Here is a 23,382-nt window from a genome sequence, read left to right on the forward strand (position 1 = left end):
GCATGAAAGTTTGCGCAAAATCAATCGCGGTGCCTGAATTTGCCCTTCAGGTGCTGCTTTGCGCACAGCCGATAGCGCGGCCTCAAGTTGCTGCTGCACCGCACCGATAGACAGGTTTGCCGCCCAGCGCGCCATTTCCGCCTTTCACTTTCCGGGCCTCTTTCCCATGCTTGCCAGCCTTACCATCCGCGCCCGCCTCATTGCCACCGTTTCCCTGTTGTTCCTGCTCGCGCTTGGTGTGGGCGTGGCCGGCTTGCTCGGCTTGCGCGCCGCCAACGACGCCCATGAATCCACTTACTCGAACCAGCTTGCCTCTGCCCTGGCGCTGGGCGAGGCGGACCTGAGCCTCACCCGGGCGCGCACCGCGCTGGACCGCGCCATGCTGTACCCGGACAGCCCGGAAGCCCCTGGCTTGCTGGACCGCACCGAAGAACTCACGCGACGCTCGGACGAGGCCTGGAAGCGCTTCATGGCCCTGCCGCGCGACAGCGAGGAAGACCGGCTCGCCGTGGCCGTGTCGGCCAAGCGGGATGCCGCCAACCGCGAAGGCATCGCCGCCATCATCACCGCGCTGCGCGCCAAGGATCGCGCGCTGGCCGACCAGATCATGGATGGCAAGCTGTCCAGGCTGTTTCGGGACGCCAACGACAGCAGCCTGAAACTGAGCCAGTTCCAGATGAAGATGGCCGCGGGCAATTTCGAAGCGTCGCAGGTGGCGTACTTGCATTTTCGCAATGGCGTGATTGCCGCGATCCTGCTGGCGCTGCTGGTGGCGGCCGCCTGCGCGGTGTTCCTGCTGCGTGCCATCGTTGGCCCGCTGGAGCAGGCGCTGACGCAATTCGACCGCATCGCGGCCGGAGATCTGAGCCACCCGGTGCAGGTAACGCGCGGCGATGAAATGGGCCGCTTGCTGGAGGGCCTCGCGCGCATGCAGGCCAGCCTTGCGCTCACCGTGGGGCGGGTGCGCCAGGGCTCGGATGCGATTACGTCGGCCACGCGGCAGATCGCCGCGGGCAACGCGGATTTGTCCAGCCGCACGGAAGCGCAGGCTGCCTCGCTCGAGGAAACGGCCTCTAGCATGGAGCAGATGACCTCCACCGTGCGCCAGAACGCAGACAACGCGCGCCAGGCCAGCCAACTTGCTGTCAGCGCGGTCGAGGTGGCTAGCCAGGGCGGTGCGGTGGTGGGCGATGTGCTGGCCACCATGGGCGATATCAGCACGGCGGCCAGGACGGTCGCGGAGATCATCGGCGTGGTCGACGGCATCGCCTTCCAGACCAATATCCTGGCGCTCAACGCCGCCGTGGAAGCTGCCCGCGCCGGCGAGCAGGGGCGCGGGTTCGCGGTGGTTGCCGGCGAAGTGCGCGGCCTGGCCCAGCGCAGCGCCGGGGCGGCCCGCGAGATCAAGTCCATGATCGAGACGTCGCTGGCGCATGTGGCTTTGGGCAGTGGCCAGGCCGGGCGCGCGGCCAGCACCATGGAGGAGGTGGTTGCGGCGATCCGCCGGGTGACCGACATCATGAGCGAGATTGCGGCGGCTTCGGTCGAGCAGAGCAGCGGCATCGAGCAGGTCAATCAGGCGGTGGCGTCGATGGACCAGTCCACCCAGCAGAACGCGGCGCTGGTCGAGGAGGCCGCCGCCGCTGCCGCGTCGCTGGAGGACCAGGCGCGCCAGCTTAATCAGGCCATCGCGGCGTTCAGCGTCTAGGCGGAGGCGGCCAGGCGGGCCGGGAGCGCCGGCGCGCAGCAGGAAATGACGTGAACATGGCGGAAAACGCGGGGATGGCGCACGCGCACTTTGTGCGTTAGGCCCCATTAGACTAGGGTATACGTTGTGACGAGCGTGGCGGAATAGTGCCATCGTTGCCAGCAGGCGCCCGGCATAGGCCGACGCGCCGGGAAAAGCCCCGGTTTCCTCGCAAATGGACCTGAATCGTGCGTCGACGTGTCTGGCCCAGGCTCCTGGTATTGGCTCTGCTTGTAGGGGGCGGTTACGTCCTTTGCGCCGTCGTTGCCGAGGAACTCGCCACCTCGCGGCTGCAGGCGCGCTACTTCGCCGGGCGGGCGAAAGACGTCGCCTTCGCGGTAAAGGACGGCCCAAGCGAGCGCATCCGCTTTCCGGACGATGGCCCCTATGACCTGCGCTTTGGCTATAGCCGGATGCCGCAGTTCACCGAATTGCTGGAAGCGCGGGGCTTTCGGCGCGAACGCCAGGCGCAGTGGTCCGACCGCATGCTTGAACTGACGGACTCCGGCCTGTTCGCGCCCTATCACGAGAAGACCCAGGCCGGCCTGGACCTGCTTGACTGCAACGACCTGCCATTTGGCGCCGGGCGCCCGGCGCCTCGTACCTACGCCAGCTTCAAGGACGTTCCAGTCTTGCTCGTGAACGCGCTGCTCTTCATCGAGAACCGCGACCTGCTTGATCCCGAATTTCCCACGCGCAATCCCGCGCTGGATGTGCGGCGCTTCACGCGCGCCGCATTGGATCAGGGCGTGCACTTCTTCAACGAGAAGCACGACGCCGCCGGCGGCAGCACGCTCGCTACCCAGATCGAGAAATACCGGCATTCGCGCGCCGGCCGCACCGGTTCGCCCAAGGAAAAGCTACGCCAGATGGCCAGCGCATCGATGCGCGCCTACCTGGACGGCCCGAACACCGTGGCCGCCAGGGAGCGCATCCTGCTGGATTACCTCAACACCGTGCCACTGTCGGCCCGGGCCGGCGTGGGCGAGGTCAACGGGCTGGGCGATGGCCTGTGGGCCTGGTACGGGCAGGACTTCGACGAGGCCAACCGCTTGCTGGCGAACGCCGCCGGGCCGGGACCCGGCGCGGGCCAGGGCGAGGGCGAGCTTGGCCAGCGGCAGGCGCGGGTGTTCAAGCAGGCGCTCTCGCTGATCATTGCGCAGCGCGGGCCATCGCATTTCCTGCGGCGCGATACCGCCACGCTGGTGGAGCTGACCGACAGCTACATCCGCTTGCTGTCGGCCGCCGGTGCCATCCCGCCCTGGCTGCGCGACGCTTCGCTGGCCCAGTCCTTGACGCTGGCCCCCCCGGCGATGGACCGGCCGGAGGTGTCATTTATCTCGCGCAAGGCCATCAGCGGGGTGCGCACCGATTTACTGCGCTATCTTGACCTTGGCAGCAGCTACGAGCTGGACCGGCTCGACCTGACTGTCCACAGCACCATCAACACGGGCCTGCAACGGGTGGTCACCGAGGCGCTGCTGCGGGCGGGCACGCGTGACGGCGCGCATGGCTTCGGGATGTACGGCCACAACCTGCTGCGCGAGGGCGACGACCCGGGCAAGCTGGCGATCAGCTTCACGCTCTACGAGAAGGTGGACGGCGCCAACCTGCTGCGCGTGCAGGCCGACAACCTCGACCTGCCGTTCGACCTGAACCGCGGCGCGCGGCTGAACCTGGGCTCCACCGCCAAGCTGCGCACGCTGGTGTCCTACCTGGAAATCCTCTCCGAGCTCCACGAGAAATATGCCGGCATGTCCGCCGCCGAGCTGCGCGAGATCAAGCCAGCCAAGCTGGACGCGCTGACCCAGTGGGTGGTGGGCTACCTGCTCGCCGCACCCGACAAGAGCCGCCGCGCCATGCTGGAAGCCGCCATGCTGCGCCGCTATTCCGGCAACGCGGGAGAGGCCTTCTTTACCGGGGGCGGGCTGCAGACGTTCACCAACTTCGAGCGCTGGGAGAACATGAAGATCATGACCGTGCGCGAAGCGTTCGAGCACTCGGTGAACCTGGTCTTTATCCGCCTGATGCGCGATATCGTGCGCTACGAAACCTATCGCCTGCATCCCGATGCCGACGACTGGCTGAACAATCCGGCAGCGCCGCAGCGCCGTGCTTACCTGGTGCGCTTTGCCGACAAGGAAGGCAGCGACTACCTGCGTGCTTTCTATGGGAAATATCGCGGCATGACCCAGCAGGAAGCGGCCAGGCGCGTGCTCCAGAATCGCCATTTCTCGCCGGTGGGGCTGGCGGTGACGCTGCGCAGCATCGATCCCGACATCGATCCGGCGCAGTTCAACAAGGTCATGCTCGCCACCCTGCCCAAGGCGGGGCTGACCGATGAGAAGCTGGCCAAGCTGTACAGCAAATACGGACCGACCAGCTTTTCGCTCAATGACCGGGGCTACCTGGCGCGGGTGCACCCGCTCGAGCTATGGCTGCTCAATTACCTGCGCCAGCGCCCCGATGCCAGCCTGGATGAAGCCTTGCGCGACAGCACCGCGCAACGCCAGGAGGTGTATGCCTGGCTGTTCAAGACCCGCCATCCCGGCGGCCAGACGCGCCGCATCCGCAGCCAGCTGGAGCGCCAGGCCTTTGTTGAGATTGCGCACCGGTGGCAGCGCCTGGGCTATCCGTTCAGCGCGATCACGGCGTCCTATGCTTCGGCAATCGGCGCGGCGGGGGACCGGCCGGCCGCGCTGGCCGAGCTGGTCGGCATCGTGCAGGGCAACGGCGTGCGCCAGCAGGCCACGGCGCTGCGCAGCCTGGAGTTTGCGGCGGGCACGCCGTACGCGACGGATTTTGGGTTGGGGCAGAAGGGCACGCGCTTGCTGAGCGAGGATATCACCGAGGTGGTGCGCGCCGCGCTGATCGGCGTGGTGGATTCGGGCACGGCGGGAATGCTGAAGTCCGCGCTGGCTGGCAGCGGCATCGTGGCAGGCGGCAAGACCGGCACGGGCGATCATCGCTACGAAGTCTACGGGCCAGGCGGCAGGCTGATTTCCTCGCGCGTGGTCAGCCGCTCGGCCACCTTCGTGTTCTTCCTTGGCGACCGTTACTTCGGCAACGTCACGGCGTATGTGCAAGAGCCCTACGCCGCGCGCTATGCCTTCACCAGCGCGCTGTCCGTGCAGTTGCTGAAATCGCTGGCGCCAACCATCCTGCCACTGGTGCGCGACGCCGGCGTGCGTTCGCCGCTGGCGTGCAAGCACTGAGCGGCGCTGCCGGGGCGAAGTCAATCCCAACTATGTCGTCGGGCGCAGTATTCGTCTTCGGAGGTGCGGGCGTGCCGTTCGTACTCGGCAATGACCTGCAAGGTGGCGGACTGGAGCAGGGAGCCCGCGGTGAGCAGGGCCGCGAGATCGCGCAGGCCCTGCAGGCAGGTCACGGTGGGGGATAAGGCTTGGTCCTGCATGATGCGTTGCTGGCTCGGTGATGGGCGGGATGTGCCTCCCGACAATTCGATTGTAGGTAGCGCCGGCCGTGCCAAATGCAAACCAATGTGTCCGCGCGTACCTTGAGAGCCTGGAATTGCAAATCAGTTGCTTCGGAGCCACGGAACATAGCGCGCGAGCAGCGCAGCCATCACAAGTGCGCCGCCAATCCATAGCGCGATGATGACCGCGGCCGCCACGCGGCTGCTTGGGCGTTGCCCGGCCGCAACGGCGGCGGCCCGGTACTCGCGCATGAGGTCCGGCGGGATCATCCGGATGGCCAGCATGACCCCGAGCGGCACCAGCACGACGTCGTCCAGGTAGCCGAGCACCGGGATGAAGTCGGGGATCAGGTCGATCGGCGACAGCGCGTAGCCCGCCACCAGCAGGGCCATGGCTTTTGCGTACCACGGCGTGCGCGGGTCGCGCGCGGCCAGCCACAGGGCATGGACATCGCGCAATACCTCGCGCGCCCATTTGCGCCCGTAGGCGGCCAGCCGCGCGCCGTGTGCCCGCGCATCGTCCATCACCGGCACGAACGCCAGCACCAGCAGCAACGCCGCCAGCGCCAGCGTGGCGCTGAATCCCAGATGCTTGAAACCTAGCGCGCCGACAACGCCGCCGAAGAAAAACAGCGCCACCAGCATGGCCAGCATGCGCAGCCGGGACCGGTTGGCCAGCACCGGCGGCTTGGTCTCGTCGGATTTGGCGAGGTTCCAGTAGAACAGCTTGCCGAACTCGATGCCGATATCGGTCACCATCCCGGTGATGTGGGTGGTGCGGATCTCAGCGTGGGAAATCTTGGTGATCATGGCGTTTTGCAGGCCCATGATGAAGCACAGCACCATCACCGTGGCGGGTATGAACAGCCATTGGTGATTGCCAAGGTTGCCGCCGAGCAAGCCAAAGCACAGCAACAGGAGAGCCTCCAGCATCAGGGGCAACGCATATTCGCTGTTCAAGTGTTCACGCCGTGCCCAGTTGATGAGCACGGCGGAAGTGGCCGCGCCCGCCAGGAAGGACAGCAGTGCGCCAAGGCCCTCCAGGATCAGCCCGACCTGCCCCAGCGCCAGGTGGTCCGCCATGGCCGAGACGATGCCCGTCATGTGGGAGGTGTACTGCTGCACGGCAAGGAAGCCGCCGGCGTTGGTGGCGCCGGCCACAAAGCTGAGATAGCCGGCAAGCTGCCGGTTGGCGTGCGGGCTGCGTACCCGTCCAGTGAGGTTGCGCAGGTAGGTGATGGGCATGGTCGCTGACTGCCGGGCCGGCCGCTTAGTCGGTCAGCAAGGCGCAGATGACGCGCAGCGCCACCGATTCATCCACGCCGCTGGCCTGGATGCGCAAGCGCAGGCCGGCGCGCGCCGACAAGCGCATGACCTCGGACACATTCTTGGCGTCCGCCGTGCAGTCGTTGCTGCTCAGCCGGATGTTGCACTCGAACTGACTGGCCGTGGTGGTCAGCCGTGTGGCCCTGCGGCCCTGCAGGCCGTGCGGACTGGACATCTCAATCGTTGCTTCTACCACATCACCCTCGGTAAAACCTCTATGCAGCGTGGACACCGGGCAAGCCGGAAGGCGGGCAACTGGCACGGCACAGCCTGCCGCCAGGTATTGAATGGTAATCCAATTACCTTGCCCGGCGCATGGATGCCCCAGGCAGCCCCCTTGTTGCCGCCCACCATCTCCCGCCTCGCTGGCAGAATATGGCTTCGCCCGGCCACACCCGATGCCTGTGCCGTTCGCCATGCTGCCATGTCCTTTCCGGAGCCATCGCCCCACCATGCAAGCACACTCCCAATCCGTTGCCATCCCGTTCCGTCCGTTTTCCCTGATGCTCGCGGCGTTCGCCCTGGCAGGCACCCACGCCGTTGCGCAGACCATCCCCGTGCCAACGGTCTCGCCTGCGGTGGAGCGCACCTACGCCACGCTCGAAGCCGCCCCGCTGGTCAGGAAGGTGCTGGCCGACGTGAAGGCGGATGACGCGCGCTCGTTGGGCGATCTCAAGGCGTTGACCGAAATCCCTGCGCCGCCGTTCAAGGAGAAGGCACGGGCCGAGTATTTCCTCTCCCGGCTCAAGGCGCTTGGCCTTGCCGATGCGCATATCGATGCCGAGGGCAATGCCATTGGCATCCGCAAGGGCAGCGGGAACGGCCCCAAGCTGCTGATCTCGGCGCACCTGGACACGGTGTTTCCCGAAGGCACCGATGTCACGGTCAAGCCGCGCGATGGCCGTCTCTATGCGCCAGGCATCTCGGATGACACGCGCGGGCTGACAGTCCTGTTGTCATGGCTCAAGGTGCTCAACGACAACCAGGTGCGCACCGTGGGCGACCTGGTGTTCGTTGGCAACGTGGGCGAGGAAGAACTGGGCAACCTGCGCGGCATGAAGGCCGTGTTCCGCGACCACCCGGATATCGACGGCATGGTCGGGCTGGAGCCGGGCGTGGGCGACCGGGTGCTGTCGCTCGGCACCGGCAGCCATCGCTACGAGGTGACGTTCCGCGGCCCGGGCGGCCACAGCTTCGGCGCCTTCGGCCTGCCCAGCGCCATCCACGCGATGGGACGGGCCATTGCCAAGGTGAGCGACGTGCGCCCGCCCGAGGATCCCAAGACCACGTTCACGGTGGGCACGGTGGGTGGCGGCACGTCGGTCAACGCGATTGCGGGCGATGCGCGCATGGCGGTGGATATCCGCTCCAACGCGACGCCGTCGCTGCTGGAAACCGAGAAGCAGATCATGGCGGCCATCGAGGCCGGGGTCGCCGAGGAAAACCGCCGCTGGCATCCGGCCGACGCTGCCAGCCAGATCACCTACCAGGTCAAGCAGATCGGCGACCGTCCGGCGGGCCGCACGCCGCCTGACGCCACCATCGTGCAGGCGGCGGTGCGCGCCATCAAGGGCCACGGCAAGGGCACGCCCAGCCTGCGCGGCGGCAGCACCGACGCCAACGTGCCGATGTCGCTCGGCATTCCCGCCATCATCATCGGCAGCGGCGGCAAGACCGGCGGCTTCCATGCCCGGGATGAATGGTACGACCCGGCCAACGCCTGGGAAGGCGCTCAGGTCGGGCTAACCACCGTGCTCGGGCTGGTGGGCGTGCAGGGCGTGAGCCAGCCGTTGCTGGAAAAGCGCGCCGCCGCCAGGTAGCCAGCGGGCGGTGCCGGCCTTAAGCCGCCACCGCGACCAGATGCGCGAAGCGGGCATCCGCCGGGGCGGGGGGCGCTGCACATGCGGCTACCAGCCGGCGGGAGGCCGGCGCATCGCCACTGGGGTCATAGTAGCGCCGTGGGCCGCCAGGGCTGGGCGGTACGGCGCGGGTCTCGATGCGAAATCCCGCTTCGGGGCTGCCGCGCAGCTCCGGCACCGCCTGCAACAGCCGTTGCGTATAGGGGTGCGTGGGCCGGTCGAACACGGCATCGCGCGTGCCCTGCTCGACCGCATGGCCGCGCAGCATCACGATGACGCGGTCGGCCACCTGCTCGACCACGCCCAGGTCATGCGAGATTAGCAGGCAGGCAAAGCCATACCGCCGCTGCAGCTTGGTCAGCGTGGCCAGCACCTGCTTCTGCACGGTCACATCGAGCGCCGACACGGGCTCGTCCGCGATGACGATATCCGGACGCATCACCAGCGCCCGGGCGATGGCCACCCGCTGGCGCTGGCCGCCCGAGAGCTCATGGATATGACGGCTGGCATAGCCCGCATCCAGGCCGACATCGGCCAGCGCCACCAGGACCCGCTCACGCCGCTCGGCCGGCGGCACCGACCGGTCCGCGTGCAGCCCCTCGCCCACGATGGCCTCGATGCGCATGCGCGGGTCTAGCGCCGAGTACGGGTCCTGGAACACCATCTGCACACGATGGCGCGCGGCCTGCATCGCCGCGCGGGAGGCCCCGGCCAGATTGCGCCCGTGCAGCAGGATTTCGCCTTCGGCCGTGCCTGCCAGGCCCAGGATGGCCTTCATGATGGTGGTCTTGCCGCTGCCCGATTCGCCGACGATGGCCAGGGTCTCGCCGGGGGCGAGGTGGAAGCTGGCGTCGTGGACCGCGCGCACGGCCTTGCGCCGGAACCAGCCGTCGGCAACGTGATAGTCCACCGCCAGCCCGCGCACCTCCAGGATGGGAGCGATCGCCGTGGCGGGCGGCGCAGGCTTGTCGCCGCGCTTGGGCAGCGCATCCAGCAGGCTCAGGGTATACGGATGGCTTGGCCTCGACAGCACGTCCGCCACGGCGCCGGTCTCCATTGCCTCCCCGCGTTTCATCACCAGCACGCGCTGGGTGTACGCTGCGACGAGTGCCAGGTTATGGCTGATGAAGATCAGAGCCGTGCCCTCGGCCCGCGTCAGTTCCATCATCAGCTCGAGTACTTCCTTTTGCACCACGCAATCGAGCGCGGTGGTGGGTTCATCGGCAATCAGCAGCTTGGGCTTGAGCAGCATCACCGCGGCCAGCAGGATGCGCTGGCGCATGCCGCCGGAGAACTCGTGCGGGTAGCGCTGCATCGCCGCGCCGGCGTTGTGCACCTTGACGCGCTCCAGCATGGCGATGGCCTTATCGCGCGCCTCATCGTGGCGCAGGCCGCGCCTGAGCACCAGCGCCTCGGTCAACTGGTCGCCAATGCGAAAGGCTGGGTTGAGCGAGACCATGGGCTCCTGGAACACCATGCCGATCTGCGTGCCGCGCGTGGCCAGCCAGTCCTGCGCCGGCTGGGCCAGCAGGTCGCGGCCCTGAAAGCTGGCGCTGCCGCCGGTGATGCGGGCGGCGTCGGGTAACAGCCCCAGCAGCGCCTTGCCAATCATGGTCTTGCCGCTGCCGGACTCGCCCACCACGGCCAGCGATTCGCCGGCGCACAGGTCGAAGGAGATTGTGTCGACCACGGTGTTAAGCATGTGCCTGGCGCCGGGGAAGGCAATGCTGAGGTTGCGCACGCTCAGCAGCGGCGCATTTGCGTTGGTGTCTGCCATCGCGGTCATGCCGAAGCTCCCTTCATGCGCGGGTCGAGCATGTCGCGCACCGCGTCGCCGAACAAGTTGATGCCAAGCAGCGCGAGCGAGATCATGCCGCCGGGAAACGCTGCAAGCCAGATGGCCTGGTCCATGGCGCTGCGGCTCTCCGCCAGCATGCCGCCCCAGGTGGGCGCCGGTGGCGGCACGCCCAGGCCAAGAAAGCTCAGGGCGCTCTCGGCCAGCAGCGCCGAGCCGAACAAGGAGGTGGAGAACACGATCAGCGGCGCTACGCAATTGGGCAGGATGTGCCGCATCACGGTCCAGGCGCCGCTGTTGCCCATGGCTTGCGAGGCCACGACGAAATCGCGCTGGCGCAGCGAGAGCACCGCGCCGCGCGCGATTCGCGTGACCGAAGGAGTGTACGCAAGGCCAAGTGCCAGCACCACGCCCCATTTGGAGGGGCCGAGGATGGTCATGATGCCAAGTGCAAGCAGCAGGCCGGGAAAGGCCATCAACGATTCGATGAAGACCATGATGCCGCGGTCCCACCAGCCGCCGAGGTAGCCGCACAGCACGCCGATGACGGTGCCCGCGGCCAGCGCGAACAGCACCGAGCAAAGGCTGACCGTCACGCTTACCGCGGCGCCGGCCATCACGCGTGACAGCACGTCCCGACCGAAATCGTCGGTGCCGAACCAGTGTTCCGCGGTGGGCGGCGCAAAGCGGGCGAGCAGGTCGCCATCGATGGGGTCATAGGGCGTATGGATCAAGCCCGCGATGGCCAGCAGGAGCACCAGTGCCATCAGCACTGCGCCCAGCACGGCATTGGTGTATTTGAGTTTCGACATGGCGTTCTACAGCTTGATGCGTGGGTCGAACAGCGGATAGAGCAGGTCTACCACCAGGTTGACGGCGACATAGAGCAGCGCGATAAACAGCAGGCAACCCTGCACCACGGGATAGTCGCGGGCGTAGATGCTCTCGATCAGCAGCCGCCCGATGCCGGGCACGGTAAACACGGTCTCGATCACCGCCGCGCCCGAGAGCAAGTGGCCGAGGATCAGGCCGATCACCGTCAACGTCGGGCCAAAGGCGTTGGGCAGCGCGTGGCGCAACAGCACGCGGCGCTCTGGCAGACCCTTGGCGCGCGCGTGGGCCACGTATTCCAGGCGCAGCACTTCAATCGTGCTGGCGCGCATCATGCGCGTGATTGCGGCGATCTCGGTCAGCGCCACGGCGATCACCGGCAGCACAAGGTAGCGCGCCGCGCCGAAGCCGGACTCGGCAATCGACTCGAAGCCATAGGTGGGCAGCCAGTTGAGCTTCACCCCGAACAGCCAGATCAGCAGGATGCCGATCCAGAAGCTCGGCATCGACACCAGCAGGATCGACGACGAGACTATGGCCACGTCCGACGCCTTGTTCTGCCGCCACGCGGAGAACAGCCCGGCCGGCACCGCGACCAGGCAGGCCAGCGCCGTGGCGGCCAGCACGATCTGCGCGGTCACCGGGAAGTGCGACAGGATCAGGTCCCGCACCGGTTCCTTACGGGCAATCGACATGCCCAGGTCGCCATGCAGCGCGCGGGCGGCCCAGATCGCGTACTGCTGCGGCAGCGGGCGGTCCAGGCCGAGCGAGGCGCGCACCTCGGCCAGCACCTGCGGATTATCGATATCGCCGAGCATCAGGGTGGCCGGATCGCCGGGAATGGCGCGGATCATGCCGAACACCAGCAGCGAGACTATCAGCACGGTGGGGATGGCAGTGCCGATCCGCTTGAGCATGTAGGACAACATGGCGCGCTCAGTGCTTGGTGAGGTTGAACAGACGGGGCTTGCGCAGCGGCCAGCCCTTGAAACCGGTCACGTTGCGGCTGACCACGACCATGCCGGGCTTGTTGTAGACCATCGCCATCGGCACGTCGGCAATCATCATGTCGTGCAGTTTCTCGAAGGTTTGCCTGCGCACGGCTTCGTCCGGGTTGCCCTCGATGCTGTCCAGCAGCGTGAGCGCCTCGGGGTTTTCCCACTGCGCCATCGGCGTCTTGCTCTTGTTGCCCAGCACGTCGCGATAGAGCAGGGCGGGCTCGGTACGGGCCGAGTAGCCGAACGCCATCAGCTGGAACTTGCCTTCGCGGAAATTGGACACCTGCGTGGCCCACTCCAGCATCTCCAGCTCAGTCTTGATGCCCGCTTTGGAGAGCAGCGATTGCGTCACCACCGCCAGCCGGTACATGTACGGGTAGCGCTTGTTGGCCTGGATCTTGATCACTTCGGCTTTGTAGCAGGCAGCGTCCATCAACGTCTTGGCCTCGGCGAGGTTCCGGGCGTAGCCACGCCTCTCGGCCGCAGAGTAGTAACGGCTTGCGGCGGGGACCAGCGACGGGTTGTACTGCGTCAGTCCATTGTTGAGCGCCTTGGTGATGGCTGGCAGGTCCAGCGCCAGCGCGATGGCACGGCGCATGCGCACGTCCTTGAGCAAGGGATCGGTACCCTGCATGAGCAGGTTCACGGTATCCAGCCCTTGCTCAACTACCACGTTCCAGCGCGGGTCCTTGGGCGGCAGGTTGTCTTCGTCGGCGTTGATGATATCGACCTGGCCCGCCATCAGTGCGGCTTTTTGCGCCGCTGCGTCGGGGATCACGACAAAGCGCAGGTTGGCCAGCGCCTGCTTGTTGCCCACCATGCCGTCGAGCGGCTCGGGGCGCGGCTTGTAGCCGTCGAAGCGGGTCAGTAGCACCGATTGCCCTTTCTTCCAGTCGGAGAACAGGTAGGGGCCGGTTGCCACCGGCTTGAGCCATGCGCCTTGGGCGTCGACGCTGCTCGGATGCAGCACCGCCAGCGGGCATTGCACGCTGGCCATCTGGTCGAGGAACAGGGCGTAGGGTTCCTCCAGCCGGAACACCACGGTATCCGGCGTGGGCGTGTCGACGGCGATCACCTTCGGCCCCTTCGCGCCGTCATAGAGGTTGCGGCACATCCACTCCGACTTGGGGTTCATCAGAAAGTTGTAGCTCCACTTCACCTCGGCGGACGTGACTGGCGCGCCATTGTGGAAGGTGGCGCCCGGGCGCAGCTTGAACGTATACGTTCGTGCGTCGCGGGACACGGCCCAGCTGTCGGCCAGCATGGGCCCCACGCTCATGTCGGCGCGCAGCGCCACCAACGACTCCACCACGTGCAGCAGGATGTTGTCCGTCGAGGTGTTGCGGGCCCGGTTGCCGGGCATCGAGGTGGCGGTCCCGGCGCCGTCCGCATAGCGGATCTCCGGCAGTGGCGCGGCGCTTGCTGTTGCTGCTGCGCCGGCAGCTACCAGCATAAACACAAGCGCGAGCCGGCGGGCAATCATCGTGATCTTCGTCATGGTCTCTCCTCCACTTGGGGTGGCCGTTCTTATAGGCGGTATTCGACGAAGCGGCGCGATTCGTAAGGCTTGCGCGCAATCCACATGACGCCCGAGGCCGGCTCCATCAAGGTGGTGGCCACGGTCGCGGAGATGCTGGCGAAGCTGGCCGGCTTGGGCGAGCGCAGCACGCCGTCGGGCTTGGGCAGATCATCGGCCAGCGCGGCCTTGATGATGTCCCAGTCGATGCGGCCGGCCGCGCGGGCGAGCGCGGCTTCGGTGCGGCGCTGGCGGTAGATGGAGTCGGGGTTTGCGGCCAGGCCCTTGTCCTGCAGCTTGGTGCGCGCCACCGGGCACATCCAGTGGTTGGCGTGGACCAGCACGCCGTTCTGCGGGGTGATCCAGAAGATCTCGTCGGGCGCGCATTCCAGGTCGACCGCTTCGCCCTCCGCCTGCGCCAGCATCAGGTTGTTGGAGCAGAAACGGGTGGAGGTCCACAGCACCTTCATGGCGTTGCAGACGTTGTCGGCTTCCAGCATCTTGCGGCGCACCAGCACCAGCGGCACGTCGGCGGGGCGCTTGTAGTCGAGGTTGGAGCTCAGGAAGTTGCCGGTCAAGGATACGCCGGCGCTGTTCATGCCTAGCCGAGCCAGGCTGCCCGCTTCGGTAAACATCAGCAGGTCCGGTCCGTTGTCGCGCGCCATGCGCACCACGATGCCGGTGTCGACGCATTCCTCGCGCCAGTCCCAGTTGTGCGCGTGCAGCAGGCGGCCATTGGCTGAGGCTTCGGGCAGGACAACGAGGCCGGTGCAGCCATCGTCCGGCTCGTCGCTGGCCGGCTTCAGCTCGGCGTGGCCGAACATCATTTCGGTGCGGCAGTTGATGACGATGATGTCTTCCAGCGCAACCTGTGCGCCGGCGGCGATGCCCTTCATTTCTTCGAAGTAATCGGGGTCGTAGCGGGTGATGGCCGGGGCCATTGCCATGGCCAGCGCCTTGAGGCGTTCGGCGCCGACGCCGCGGCGCTCCAGCTGCGTGCGGTACAGCGCGACGCTGCGGGCAACCCGGTCCGGTACTGCGGCGCCGTGCTGCCGGCCCCGCTCGAACGGACTGCCATGCAACTCAACCAACGGGAAAGACGATTCTTGGGGCAACGACATCGGCAAGGCTCCGGCATGTGTGGTGGTACGGTGGGAAATATTTTGTACTAAATTAATATGAAGTGCAATGTGACATTCCGATTATTTGCGCCGACCCGTTTTCAGGGATACCATCGCGGCTCTTGTCCCGCCGTCTTGCGGCGGATGCGCCGCACCCTGCCCGCGGAGTTCCGCCAGGACTTATTCCATATCCCCGCCAATGCCAGCTTCCAGGAAACGGTCGGCGCCCGTGCGCGTCTCGCCGCTGCAAATCGATCTAGCGCGCCGCATCGCGCGCCAGGTGGTGGAGGGCGAGCTCCAGCCCGGCGCGCACCTGGCCGAGGAAACGCTCGCCGCCCAGTTCGAGGTGTCCCGCACACCGGTGCGGGCCGCGTTGCGGCTGCTGGCCGAGCGCGGCCTGATCGCCTATCGGGCCAACAGCGGCTACTTTGTCGAGGCCAAGGCCGAAGGAATGGAGGTGCCTGACTTTGGCGAGTCGGGAATGGGCGGCGATGAGTTGTATCGCCAGCTGGTGGATGGGCGGGCGCGCAAGCTGTTGCCGGATACCCTGACCGAGATCGACCTGCTGCGCACCTATCCGGTGTCGCGCAGCCTGCTGACCAAGACGCTGATGCGTATGATGGCCGATGGCCTGGTGGAGAAGCGCGCCGGCCATGGCTGGCGCTTCCTGCCGTCGCTGGAGACGCCGGAGGCGCTGGCCGAGAGCTACCGTTTTCGCATGATCGTGGAGTGTGCAGGCTTGCTGGAGCCCACCTTTGCGGTCGACGCGGTGCAGATGGATCGATGCCGCAAGGCGTATGAGCAGGTGATCGACCAGGGGTACACCAATCTTTCCCCGGGTGAGTTCTTCTCGCTCAACACCTCCTTTCACGAGATGCTGGCGCGTTTTTCCGGCAATCGCTTCATTCTCCAGGCGGTGCAGCAGCAGACCCAGTTGCGCCGCCTGGAGGAGCACGCGGCCTTCTATCGCCAGATCAATCTGATCGAAGCCTGCCAGGAGCATTTGCAGATTCTCGATGCGCTGGCGCTGGGCGACCGCGAATGGGCCGCCGCCCTGATGCGCCGCCACCTGGTCACCGCGCGCGACCTTAGCTAGCGTTTCTTTTCTTCCCCGATTGCCGCCACCTCCACCGCCCGTCAGTGCGGTGCGGTGGCGTTCGTCCGTGCGCGCTGTTGGTGCCGGCGGTGGTGCGCACGCACAGACTTTGTGAATCCAAATTGCACTTTATACTCGTTTAGTACAAAATGGGCGGCACGTTGTTCCTCAGGTTGGATCCTCCTTTTCTTCTTTTTCTTCTGTCGCCCACCCAGACGCCGCCCATGTCCGCTCAGACCGTATTGCCCGATTCCCTTCCTGCCACGGCCGCCGCCCAGCCCGGTCGTTCTCCCAGTGGCTCGCTGGACGCCTACTGGATGCCCTTTACCGCCAACCGCCGCTTCAAGCAGCAGCCCCAGCTGTTCTCCGAGGCCGACGGCATGTATTACATCCGCCCCGACGGCAGCCGCGTGCTGGACGGCATCGCGGGGCTGTGGTGCGTAAACGCCGGCCACCGTCGCACCGAGATCGTCGATGCCATCGCCCGCACCGCGTACCGGCTGGACTATGCGCCGTCGTTCCAGATGAGCCACCCGCTGGCCTTTGAATTTGCGGAGGCCTTGATCGCCGAAGCGCCGGCGGGCTTCTCCAATGTGTTTTTCTCCAACTCCGGCTCGGAGGCGGTGGACTCGGCGCTGAAGATCGCGCTGGCTTATCACCGTGCTCGGGGCGAGCCGCAGCGCGTGCGCCTGATCGGCCGCGAGCGTGCCTACCATGGGGTGGGGTTCGGCGGGCTGTCGGTGTCCGGCATCGCCGGCCATCGCAAGCCCTACGGCAATTTGCTGCCGTGGGTCGACCACCTGCCGCATACCTACAACCGCGAGGCAATGGGCTACTCGCGCGGGCAGCCCGAGTGGGGCGCCCACCTGGCCGATGAGCTCGAACGCATCGTGGCGCTGCACGATGCGTCCACCATCGCCGCGGTCATTGTTGAGCCGGTGTCGGGCTCCACCGGTGTGCTGGTGCCACCCGTCGGCTATCTGCAGCGGCTGCGCAGCATCTGCGACAAGCACGGCATCCTGCTGATTTTCGATGAGGTCATCTCTGGCTTTGGCCGGGTTGGCGCGGCCTTCGCGTCCGAGACCTTCGGCGTGGTGCCCGATATCCTGACCAGTGCCAAGGGCCTGACCAATGGCGCGGTGCCGATGGGCGCCACGCTAGTGCGCAGCCATGTGTACGACGCCTTCATGCACGGCCCGGCCGGCAGCATCGAGCTGCCCCATGGCTATACCTATTCCGGCCATCCAATGGCTTGCGCGGCGGGGCTGGCGGCACTAGGCATCTATCGCCGCGAGGGGCTTTTCACCCGCGCCGCCGAGCTGTCCGAGCGCTGGGCCGACGCGGCGCACAGCCTCAAGGGGCTGCCGCATGTGGTGGATATCCGCAATATTGGCCTGCTGGCGGCGGTTGAGCTGGCGCCGCTGGCCGGCCAGCCCGGGCAGCGTGGCTATGCAGCGCACTTGGCTTGCCTGGACAAGAACTGCCTGATCCGCGCCTCGGGCGACATCATGGTGCTGTCGCCGCCGCTGGTCATCGAGGAGGCACAGATCGACACTCTGTTCTCCACGCTGGGCGACGTGCTCAAGGCCCTGTAAGCGGGGAGATGTCCATGGATGCAATGACAAAGGACCGGGCAGCGGCCGGGGTGCCAATGCTGATCGCCGGTGAATGGGTGCGCGGCGAAGCCGGTGGCTTTGTGCTGACGGATCCTGCCAGCGGCAACGTGTTCAATGAATTCGCCGGGGCCTCGGGCGCGCAGGTGGACCGCGCAGCTGCGGCAGCCGCGGGTGCGTTTGCCGGCTGGAAGAGTCGTAGCGCGCAGGACCGCGCGGTGATCCTGCGTACGGCGGCGGACCTGCTGCGCGCGCAGGCCGAGTCCCTCGCCGTCACGCTCACGCGCGAACAGGGCAAGCCGCTGGCGGAGGCCAGGGCTGAGTGGCGCGGCGCCATCGAAGTGCTGGCGTGGTACGCGGAGGAGGGCTTGCGGGCTTACGGGCGCATCGTGCCGGCCCGCGCCAGCGGCCTGAGCCAGATGGTCACGCGCGAGCCCATCGGGCCTGTGGCCGCCTTCGCGCCATGGAATTTCCCGGCCCTCACGCCGATGCGCAAGATCGCGGGCGCGCTTGCCGCGGGTTGCACCTGCGTGATCAAGCCGGCGGAAGAAACCCCGCTGTCCACGCTGGCGATTGCACGCGCCTTGCAGGACGCCGGGCTGCCCGACGGCGTGCTCAACGTGGTTTGTGGCGATGCGCCCGCCATCGCCTCGCGCCTGCTGGCCTCGCCCGCGATCCGCAAGATGTCGTTCACCGGCTCAACCGCCGTCGGGCGGCTGCTGGCGGCCCAGGCCGCACAGCGCAACATCCCGGCCACGCTGGAGCTCGGCGGACAGGCGCCGGTGCTAGTGTTCGCCGACGCCGATCTCGACCTGGCGGTGGCGCAGGCAGGCAGCGCAAAATTCCGCAATGCCGGGCAGGTCTGCACCGCGCCCACGCGTTTTCTGGTGGAGGCACCGGCGTACGAGGCTTTCGTCCTGCGGCTCTCGGCCTATGCGCACGGGCTGCGCGTTGGCGCTGGCTCGGACGGTGCCACGCAGATGGGGCCACTGGCGAATGCGCGCCGCGCCGCGCAATTGCAGGCGCTGGTCGATGACGCGCTGGCGCAGGGCGCCGAGGTGTGCCCGGCCGGGAGCTTGCCTGCCGGGGATGGTTTTTACTTTGCGCCGACCGTGTTGCATGGCGTGGGTGGCACGACGGCCCGCATCCTGCAAGAGGAGCCGTTCGGCCCGGTGGCGGCTTGCCAGCGTTTTGCTAGCTTCGACGAGGCGATCACGCTGGCCAACAGTGTGCCGTTCGGGCTGGCGTCCTATGTGTTCACGCGTTCGCTGAAGACCGCRCATCGGGCTGCGCAGGCGCTGGAGGCCGGCATGGTGGGCGTCAATACGGCACGCGTGGCTGTGGCCGAAACGCCGTTTGGCGGCGTCAAGGACAGCGGCTATGGGTCCGAAGGGGGCAGCGAGGGGCTAGGCGCCTACTTGCAGACCAAATCCGTCAGCCTGGCTTTCGATTGACGGGTCCGCTTGCGGTAGGTCGGGAGCGGGGCGCTGCCCCGCTTCTTCCTTCAGCGCCGTGAATGTCGCTCCCCATGTTCCGCCGGCTGCCGCTCAACCGCCTGCGGCGCGGCGATCCATTTCGCCACCGCCAGGGCATCCAGCGGGCGCGAGAACAGGTAGCCTTGCCCCATATGGCATCCCTGCGATAGCAGGAAGCGCCGCTGGGCTTCGTTTTCCACGCCTTCGGCGATCACCGCGAGCTTCAGGCTGTCGCCAATGCGGATGACGGCGCTGGCCAGCTCGCGGGCGGCGGCATCGCTCTCCAGGTCGATCACAAAGCTCTTGTCCAGCTTGAGCTGGTGCACGGGCAATTGCCTGAGGTACCCCAGGCTGGAATATCCCGTGCCGAAGTCGTCCATGGACAAGCGCACGCCCTGCGCGTGGATGGCGGCAACGGTGGCGGCGAGGCCCGCGTCGTCTTCCATCAGCAGTCCTTCGGTCATTTCCAGCACCAGCGCCTGGGCGGGCAGCCCATGGCGGGCCAGGGTCTCGGCCACTTGCGCAGGCAGCCCCGGGTCGCGGAAGCTGGCGGGCGAGATATTGACGGAGATCGTGGGTACGGAAAGCCCTTCCCGGCGCCAGGCAGCTAGCTGCGCGCACGATTGCTCCAGCACCCAGCGATCCAGCGTGCCGATCAGGCCGCTGTCTTCGGCCAGTGGCACGAAGCGGTCCGGCGACACCATCCCGAAGTGCGGGTGGTGCCAGCGCACCAGCACCTCCAGGCCATAGAGGCGCCCATCGCGCAGGAACACCTGAGGCTGGAAGTTGAGGTGAAGCTCCTCGGCCAGCAGGGCGTCGCGCAGCGCGGACTCCAGCGCCAGGCGCTCCTGGGCGGCCCAGTTCATCTCGATGCTGAAGAAGCGGAACAGGTTGCGCCCGGCGGCCTTGGCGTCGTACATGGCCATCTCGGCGCAGTGCAGCAGGTAGTCCAGCGCATCGCCGTCGGCCGGGAACATGCTGATGCCGATGCTGGCCGAGGGGGCAATGCTGGCGTGGTCGATGCGCAGCGGCTGGCGCAGCGCGGCCAGGATGCGCTTGCCCGCCGCAATGGTCTGGGTGCGGTCGCTGTCGGGCAGCACCAGTGCGAATTCGTCGCCCGACAGCCGCGCCACCAGCGCGGTATCCCCGGCGTGCGCGCTAAGGCGTTGCGCAACCTCGCGCAGCAGCTTGTCGCCGCCGACGTGGCCGAGCGAGTCGTTGATATGCTTGAAGCGGTCCAGGTCGACGAACAGCACGCTGAGCGTGGTGCCGGCCGAGCGCGCCGCGAGCAGCAGGGTGCTGGCTTGCATCTGCAGCAGGCTGCGGTTGGGCAAGCCGGTCAGCGAGTCGTAGTGGTCGAGCTGCAGGATGCGCTCGGCGGCTTCCTCGCGCTCGAACGCGAGCTTGCACAGCGAGGCGCATACCTCGGCCAGCTGCTGATGGAAGGCGTCGGGCCGGCGGACGGTGCGGCAGTAGAAGGCCAGCGTGGCAAGCACGCGGCCATCGCTGGCCTTGATCGGATAGGACCAGCATGCCGCCAGGCCGAGGGGCAGGGCAAGATCGCGAAAATCCGCCCAAAGCGGATCGTTGGCGATATCGCTGACCACCACCGGCTCGCCCAGCCAGGCGGCCGTGCCGCAGGAGCCCACGGACGGCCCGATGATCAGGCTGTCCAGCGCGGCCGAATACTCGGGCGGCAGGCCGGGCGCGGCCAGCGGGTGCATGCGCCCGTCGGCGTCCACCCGCAGCACGGACGCGATCACGGAGGGTGCCACCCGTTGTACTTCTTCGCAGATCAACTCCATCACGGCGGGCAGCGGCTGCTCCATCACCATGGCTTGCAGGACCTTTCGCTGCAGCATCTCGTAGGTCCGCTGCTGGGTGATGTCGGACAGGATGACGATGGCGTGATGCCGGTCGCCAGTCGCGCTGACCAGATGGCGGACGGTGGCGCAGACCCACAGCGCGCTGCCGTTGCGCGCATACACCAGGGCCTCGTGGCGCTCGCCGCCCGGGGATGAGCGCTGGGCATGCAAGCGTTGCATCACGCCGGGATCGGTGAACTCGCCGGCCAGTATCTCGCGCGGGGTCTTGCCGGTCAGCTCGCTGGGCTTGTAGCCCAGCATGCGCGTGAGCCCGGCGTTGGCGTACACGATGTGCCAGTCGGCATCGACCACCAGCACGGCGCTGTCGATCTCGTCGGCAATGACGGATAGCAGCGGGTGATCGTCGCGGCTGGCATCCTGGTGGCTGGGCACCTTGACCAGCAGCGTGCGCAGCGTAACGTCGCCCAGGCGGGTGCTGGATTCCGCGACATGGCCAAAGCGAAGTTCACCATCCGGCCTCAGGATCTGGACGGCGGGCAAGGGCTGGGCGCGCTTCGCGTCGGCATCCGGCAGCTTTTGCACGAGCGCCTCGACGTTCATGCCGAAGACCTGCGTACGGGATGCGCCATAGAGTGCCTCCGCAGCAGCGTTCAGGAAGATCACCTTGTTGTCCGCGTTCAGGATGAAGACGGCGTCGGTGGCTTGCTCGAGCGAATTGCGGAACAACTGATGGGGGTCGGCTATGCTGAGCGCTTTGTCTCTATCTGGCATGAGTGAGGTAAACGTCGCTAACGACCGAGAATGCCTGCCTTGCCCGGTAGGGCTCGCGGGACATTGACTCGGCTCTGAAGCAGGTATCGGCATCCATGGCTGGATCCTGAAGTACTTTTTTTTGCGCGAGGCGGCCCCCGGCGCCCGCCTCGCGCGCCGATGGCTTGGCATAATCGCGCCCTGTCTTGACGGGGCGATGCGCGCGCCGTCCCCATTTGCATCGATCGAAGCGGGACTCTTCATGATCATCTGCGCCGGCGTTGGCCCCGGGCACCTCGACTTCCTGACCCACGGCGTGGCGGACCTGATCCGTGGCGCCGACATCGTGGCCGGCTTCGACACGGTCATCGACGTCATCCGGCCGCTGGTGCCGGCGGCGGCCCGGGTGGTCACCATGGGATACCAGGACCAGGTGGAGCGGCTCGCCTGGGTTGCCGCCGAGCACCATGGCGGCCGGCGCTGCGTGGTGCTGTTCATGGGCGACATGCATTTCAGCGGATTCCAGTACCTGGAGCGGGTCGAGCGGGCATGCGGCCATCCGGTGGATACCGTGCCCGGCATCTCTTCGGCCCAGGTGCTGGCCGCGCGCGGCAAGGTTTGCTTTGACGAGACCACCTTCCTGACCTTTCACCGGCGCGGAGACCTGGAGCCGTTCAAGCGCCATCTGGTGCACGTGCTGGCGGACCAGCGCAACGCCATCGTGATTCCGCGCCCATGGGATTTCATGCCCAGCGATATCGCCGCCTGGCTGGTGGCGCAGGGCGTGCCGCCCGAGCATCCGGTCGAGGTCTGGGAGAACCTGACGCTGGCCGATGCGCACTGGTGTGGCACGCTGGCCAGTTGCACGCTGGCGTTCACTGATATGAGCATCATGCTGATCCGTGCGCTGGCGCCAATGGCCAGCCAGCTCGATCTGCCGCCGCTTGCGTAGCTCCGCGCGCCGGCCGCGCGGGGCAGGCTCTCGGCATTGATCTGCCGCAATTCGCCCGCATTGCCCGCTTGCGCTGCTCCGCGCACGGAGTAGAGTCCATTTTCGGATAGTCGCAAAAAACGCCTGCAACCGTGTGCAGGGGTCTCCAGACCGGAGGGAAAACATCATGGATTTCAAGACCGTGCTGGTCGAACTCGGAGCGGATCCCGGCTGTGCGGATCGCGTCAACCTGGCTGCGGAACTGGCGCAGCGCTCGGCCGGCCATGTGATCGGGGTGACGGCCACCGGCATGCGGCTGGAGCCGTTCCGGGGCGCGGGCGACGAGGCGGGATACTACGCGGAACTGGCCCGGCGCCAGTTGCTGGCGCAGGGCGCCGAAGCCAGCGCTGCATTTCATCGGGCCATGCGCGAAGCGGCGCCCGGCGTGGGTTTCACCCACCGGGTCATCGAGGACGACGTGGGCTGGGCGCTGGTCCAGCAAGGGCGGGTGGCGGACGTGGTCGTCCTGGCCCGCCTGCCCGGGCCGGAAACCATTCCCGTGCTGGTGGCGCAGACCCCGGAATATGTGTTGCTCAACACTGGCCGCCCGGTGCTGCTGGTGCCGCCGGGCGTGCGGCATTTGCCCTGCGAGCATGTGGCCATTGCATGGGATGGTGGGCGGGAAGCCGCCCGGGCCGTGGCCGATGCGATGCCCCTGCTGCGCCTGGCCAAGCGTGTCACCGTGGTGGCGGCGTCCAGCACGCATGACGGCTCGGCGGCCCACGGCATGCCCGATGTGCCCGGCGCGCACGCCGGCCTGCGCGATCACCTGGCGCGCCAGGGCGTCACCAGCGTCATGCACGCCGTGCAAGGCAGCCACGGGATCGGCGAGCTATTGCTCGATGCGGTGCGGCACTTGCAGGCCGACCTGCTGGTGGCGGGTGGTTATGGGCACGCCCGGTTGCGTGAACTGGTCACTGGCGGCACCACCCGCACCCTGATGCGCCACGCCGGCATTCCGGTGTTGATGTCGCATTGAAGGTCGGCCTGGACTGGAATCAA

The 23,382-nt window shown here is 67.0% G+C and carries 17 protein-coding genes; 8 read left to right on the plus strand and 9 right to left on the minus strand.

Going from position 1 to position 23,382, the window contains the following annotated elements:
• Positions 1-166: 166 nt before the first annotated feature.
• The gene (locus AB4061_RS05185) at positions 167-1,708 is read left to right on the plus strand and encodes a methyl-accepting chemotaxis protein (RefSeq protein WP_441631545.1); all 1,542 of its coding nucleotides are present in this window, start codon (positions 167-169) and stop codon (positions 1,706-1,708) included.
• A gap of 260 nt (positions 1,709-1,968) precedes the next feature.
• On the plus strand, positions 1,969-4,962 hold the full coding sequence (locus AB4061_RS05190) for a transglycosylase domain-containing protein (protein ID WP_441631547.1): 2,994 nt from the start codon (positions 1,969-1,971) through the stop codon (positions 4,960-4,962).
• 20 nt (positions 4,963-4,982) lie between these two features.
• On the opposite strand, the gene AB4061_RS05195 is transcribed toward AB4061_RS05190, so the two are convergent.
• The 3 genes from AB4061_RS05195 to AB4061_RS05205 form a co-directional block, all read right to left on the minus strand.
• Positions 4,983-5,162 (minus strand): hypothetical protein, encoded by a 180-nt coding sequence (locus tag AB4061_RS05195; RefSeq protein ID WP_441631549.1) that lies wholly within the window; start codon positions 5,160-5,162, stop codon positions 4,983-4,985.
• A gap of 123 nt (positions 5,163-5,285) precedes the next feature.
• Positions 5,286-6,428, minus strand: coding sequence for a DUF1275 domain-containing transporter (locus AB4061_RS05200; protein ID WP_441631551.1), 1,143 nt, complete (start codon positions 6,426-6,428; stop codon positions 5,286-5,288).
• Positions 6,429-6,453: 25 nt separating this feature from the next.
• Positions 6,454-6,741 (minus strand): HPr family phosphocarrier protein, encoded by a 288-nt coding sequence (locus AB4061_RS05205; RefSeq protein WP_441631553.1) that lies wholly within the window; start codon positions 6,739-6,741, stop codon positions 6,454-6,456.
• A 220-nt stretch (positions 6,742-6,961) separates the two neighbouring features.
• Here AB4061_RS05205 and AB4061_RS05210 point away from each other — a divergent pair, with 220 nt between their 5' ends.
• The gene (locus AB4061_RS05210; protein WP_441631555.1) at positions 6,962-8,329 is read left to right on the plus strand and encodes a M20/M25/M40 family metallo-hydrolase; all 1,368 of its coding nucleotides are present in this window, start codon (positions 6,962-6,964) and stop codon (positions 8,327-8,329) included.
• 19 nt (positions 8,330-8,348) lie between these two features.
• Here AB4061_RS05210 and AB4061_RS05215 read toward each other — a convergent pair whose 3' ends face one another.
• From AB4061_RS05215 to AB4061_RS05235, 5 genes are read right to left on the minus strand one after another with little or no spacing between them, the layout of a single operon-like run.
• Complete coding sequence (locus AB4061_RS05215) at positions 8,349-10,154, minus strand: dipeptide ABC transporter ATP-binding protein (protein WP_441631557.1); 1,806 nt, start codon at positions 10,152-10,154, stop codon at positions 8,349-8,351.
• Positions 10,151-10,975 (minus strand): ABC transporter permease, encoded by an 825-nt coding sequence (locus tag AB4061_RS05220; RefSeq protein ID WP_441631559.1) that lies wholly within the window; start codon positions 10,973-10,975, stop codon positions 10,151-10,153. Before AB4061_RS05220 ends, AB4061_RS05215 begins: the two co-directional genes overlap by 4 nt.
• Positions 10,976-10,981: 6 nt before the next feature.
• A complete protein-coding gene (locus tag AB4061_RS05225; RefSeq protein ID WP_441631560.1) occupies positions 10,982-11,923 on the minus strand; it encodes an ABC transporter permease in 942 nt (313 codons plus the stop codon).
• A 7-nt stretch (positions 11,924-11,930) separates the two neighbouring features.
• Complete coding sequence (locus AB4061_RS05230; RefSeq protein WP_441631562.1) at positions 11,931-13,490, minus strand: ABC transporter substrate-binding protein; 1,560 nt, start codon at positions 13,488-13,490, stop codon at positions 11,931-11,933.
• Between the two features lie 29 nt (positions 13,491-13,519).
• A complete protein-coding gene (locus tag AB4061_RS05235; protein ID WP_441631563.1) occupies positions 13,520-14,629 on the minus strand; it encodes a C45 family autoproteolytic acyltransferase/hydolase in 1,110 nt (369 codons plus the stop codon).
• Positions 14,630-14,858: 229 nt separating this feature from the next.
• Between AB4061_RS05235 and AB4061_RS05240 the strand changes: the two genes are divergently transcribed.
• The 3 genes from AB4061_RS05240 (at position 14,859) to AB4061_RS05250 (ending at position 18,792) form a co-directional block, all read left to right on the plus strand.
• Entirely contained in the window at positions 14,859-15,725 is an 867-nt protein-coding gene (locus AB4061_RS05240) for a GntR family transcriptional regulator (RefSeq protein ID WP_441631565.1), read from the plus strand.
• Positions 15,726-16,042: 317 nt separating this feature from the next.
• Positions 16,043-17,320 (plus strand): aspartate aminotransferase family protein, encoded by a 1,278-nt coding sequence (locus AB4061_RS05245; RefSeq protein ID WP_441631827.1) that lies wholly within the window; start codon positions 16,043-16,045, stop codon positions 17,318-17,320.
• 14 nt (positions 17,321-17,334) lie between these two features.
• Positions 17,335-18,792 carry an NAD-dependent succinate-semialdehyde dehydrogenase gene (locus AB4061_RS05250; protein WP_441631567.1) on the plus strand — a complete coding sequence of 486 codons (1,458 nt, stop codon included), beginning with the start codon at positions 17,335-17,337 and terminating at the stop codon, positions 18,790-18,792.
• A 50-nt stretch (positions 18,793-18,842) separates the two neighbouring features.
• On the opposite strand, the gene AB4061_RS05255 is transcribed toward AB4061_RS05250, so the two are convergent.
• A complete protein-coding gene (locus tag AB4061_RS05255; RefSeq protein ID WP_441631569.1) occupies positions 18,843-21,410 on the minus strand; it encodes a sensor domain-containing protein in 2,568 nt (855 codons plus the stop codon).
• A gap of 241 nt (positions 21,411-21,651) precedes the next feature.
• On the opposite strand from AB4061_RS05255, the gene AB4061_RS05260 reads away from it, so the two are divergent.
• Positions 21,652-22,341: a cobalt-precorrin-7 (C(5))-methyltransferase gene (locus AB4061_RS05260; protein WP_441631571.1), complete on the plus strand. Its 690-nt coding sequence runs from the start codon at positions 21,652-21,654 to the stop codon at positions 22,339-22,341.
• A 166-nt stretch (positions 22,342-22,507) separates the two neighbouring features.
• Positions 22,508-23,359, plus strand: a complete 852-nt coding sequence (locus tag AB4061_RS05265) for a universal stress protein (protein ID WP_441631573.1) — start codon at positions 22,508-22,510, stop codon at positions 23,357-23,359.
• Positions 23,360-23,382: the final 23 nt, after the last annotated feature.

It is taken from the genome of Cupriavidus sp. YAF13 (assembly GCF_052113425.1).
Classification (GTDB): domain Bacteria; phylum Pseudomonadota; class Gammaproteobacteria; order Burkholderiales; family Burkholderiaceae; genus Cupriavidus.

What these genes read in the sequence shown, in the direction of transcription:
- AB4061_RS05225 (WP_441631560.1), bottom strand. Translation starts at nt 11,923, where the DNA reads ATGTTGTCCTACATGCTCAAGCGGATCGGCACTGCCATCCCCACCGTG.
- AB4061_RS05210 (WP_441631555.1), top strand. Translation starts at nt 6,962, where the DNA reads ATGCAAGCACACTCCCAATCCGTTGCCATCCCGTTCCGTCCGTTTTCC.
- AB4061_RS05260 (WP_441631571.1), top strand. Translation starts at nt 21,652, where the DNA reads ATGATCATCTGCGCCGGCGTTGGCCCCGGGCACCTCGACTTCCTGACC.
- AB4061_RS05220 (WP_441631559.1), bottom strand. Translation starts at nt 10,975, where the DNA reads ATGTCGAAACTCAAATACACCAATGCCGTGCTGGGCGCAGTGCTGATG.
- AB4061_RS05215 (WP_441631557.1), bottom strand. Translation starts at nt 10,154, where the DNA reads ATGACCGCGATGGCAGACACCAACGCAAATGCGCCGCTGCTGAGCGTG.
- AB4061_RS05185 (WP_441631545.1), top strand. Translation starts at nt 167, where the DNA reads ATGCTTGCCAGCCTTACCATCCGCGCCCGCCTCATTGCCACCGTTTCC.
- AB4061_RS05230 (WP_441631562.1), bottom strand. Translation starts at nt 13,490, where the DNA reads ATGACGAAGATCACGATGATTGCCCGCCGGCTCGCGCTTGTGTTTATG.
- AB4061_RS05235 (WP_441631563.1), bottom strand. Translation starts at nt 14,629, where the DNA reads ATGTCGTTGCCCCAAGAATCGTCTTTCCCGTTGGTTGAGTTGCATGGC.
- AB4061_RS05200 (WP_441631551.1), bottom strand. Translation starts at nt 6,428, where the DNA reads ATGCCCATCACCTACCTGCGCAACCTCACTGGACGGGTACGCAGCCCG.
- AB4061_RS05195 (WP_441631549.1), bottom strand. Translation starts at nt 5,162, where the DNA reads ATGCAGGACCAAGCCTTATCCCCCACCGTGACCTGCCTGCAGGGCCTG.
- AB4061_RS05265 (WP_441631573.1), top strand. Translation starts at nt 22,508, where the DNA reads ATGGATTTCAAGACCGTGCTGGTCGAACTCGGAGCGGATCCCGGCTGT.
- AB4061_RS05245 (WP_441631827.1), top strand. Translation starts at nt 16,043, where the DNA reads ATGCCCTTTACCGCCAACCGCCGCTTCAAGCAGCAGCCCCAGCTGTTC.
- AB4061_RS05255 (WP_441631569.1), bottom strand. Translation starts at nt 21,410, where the DNA reads ATGCCAGATAGAGACAAAGCGCTCAGCATAGCCGACCCCCATCAGTTG.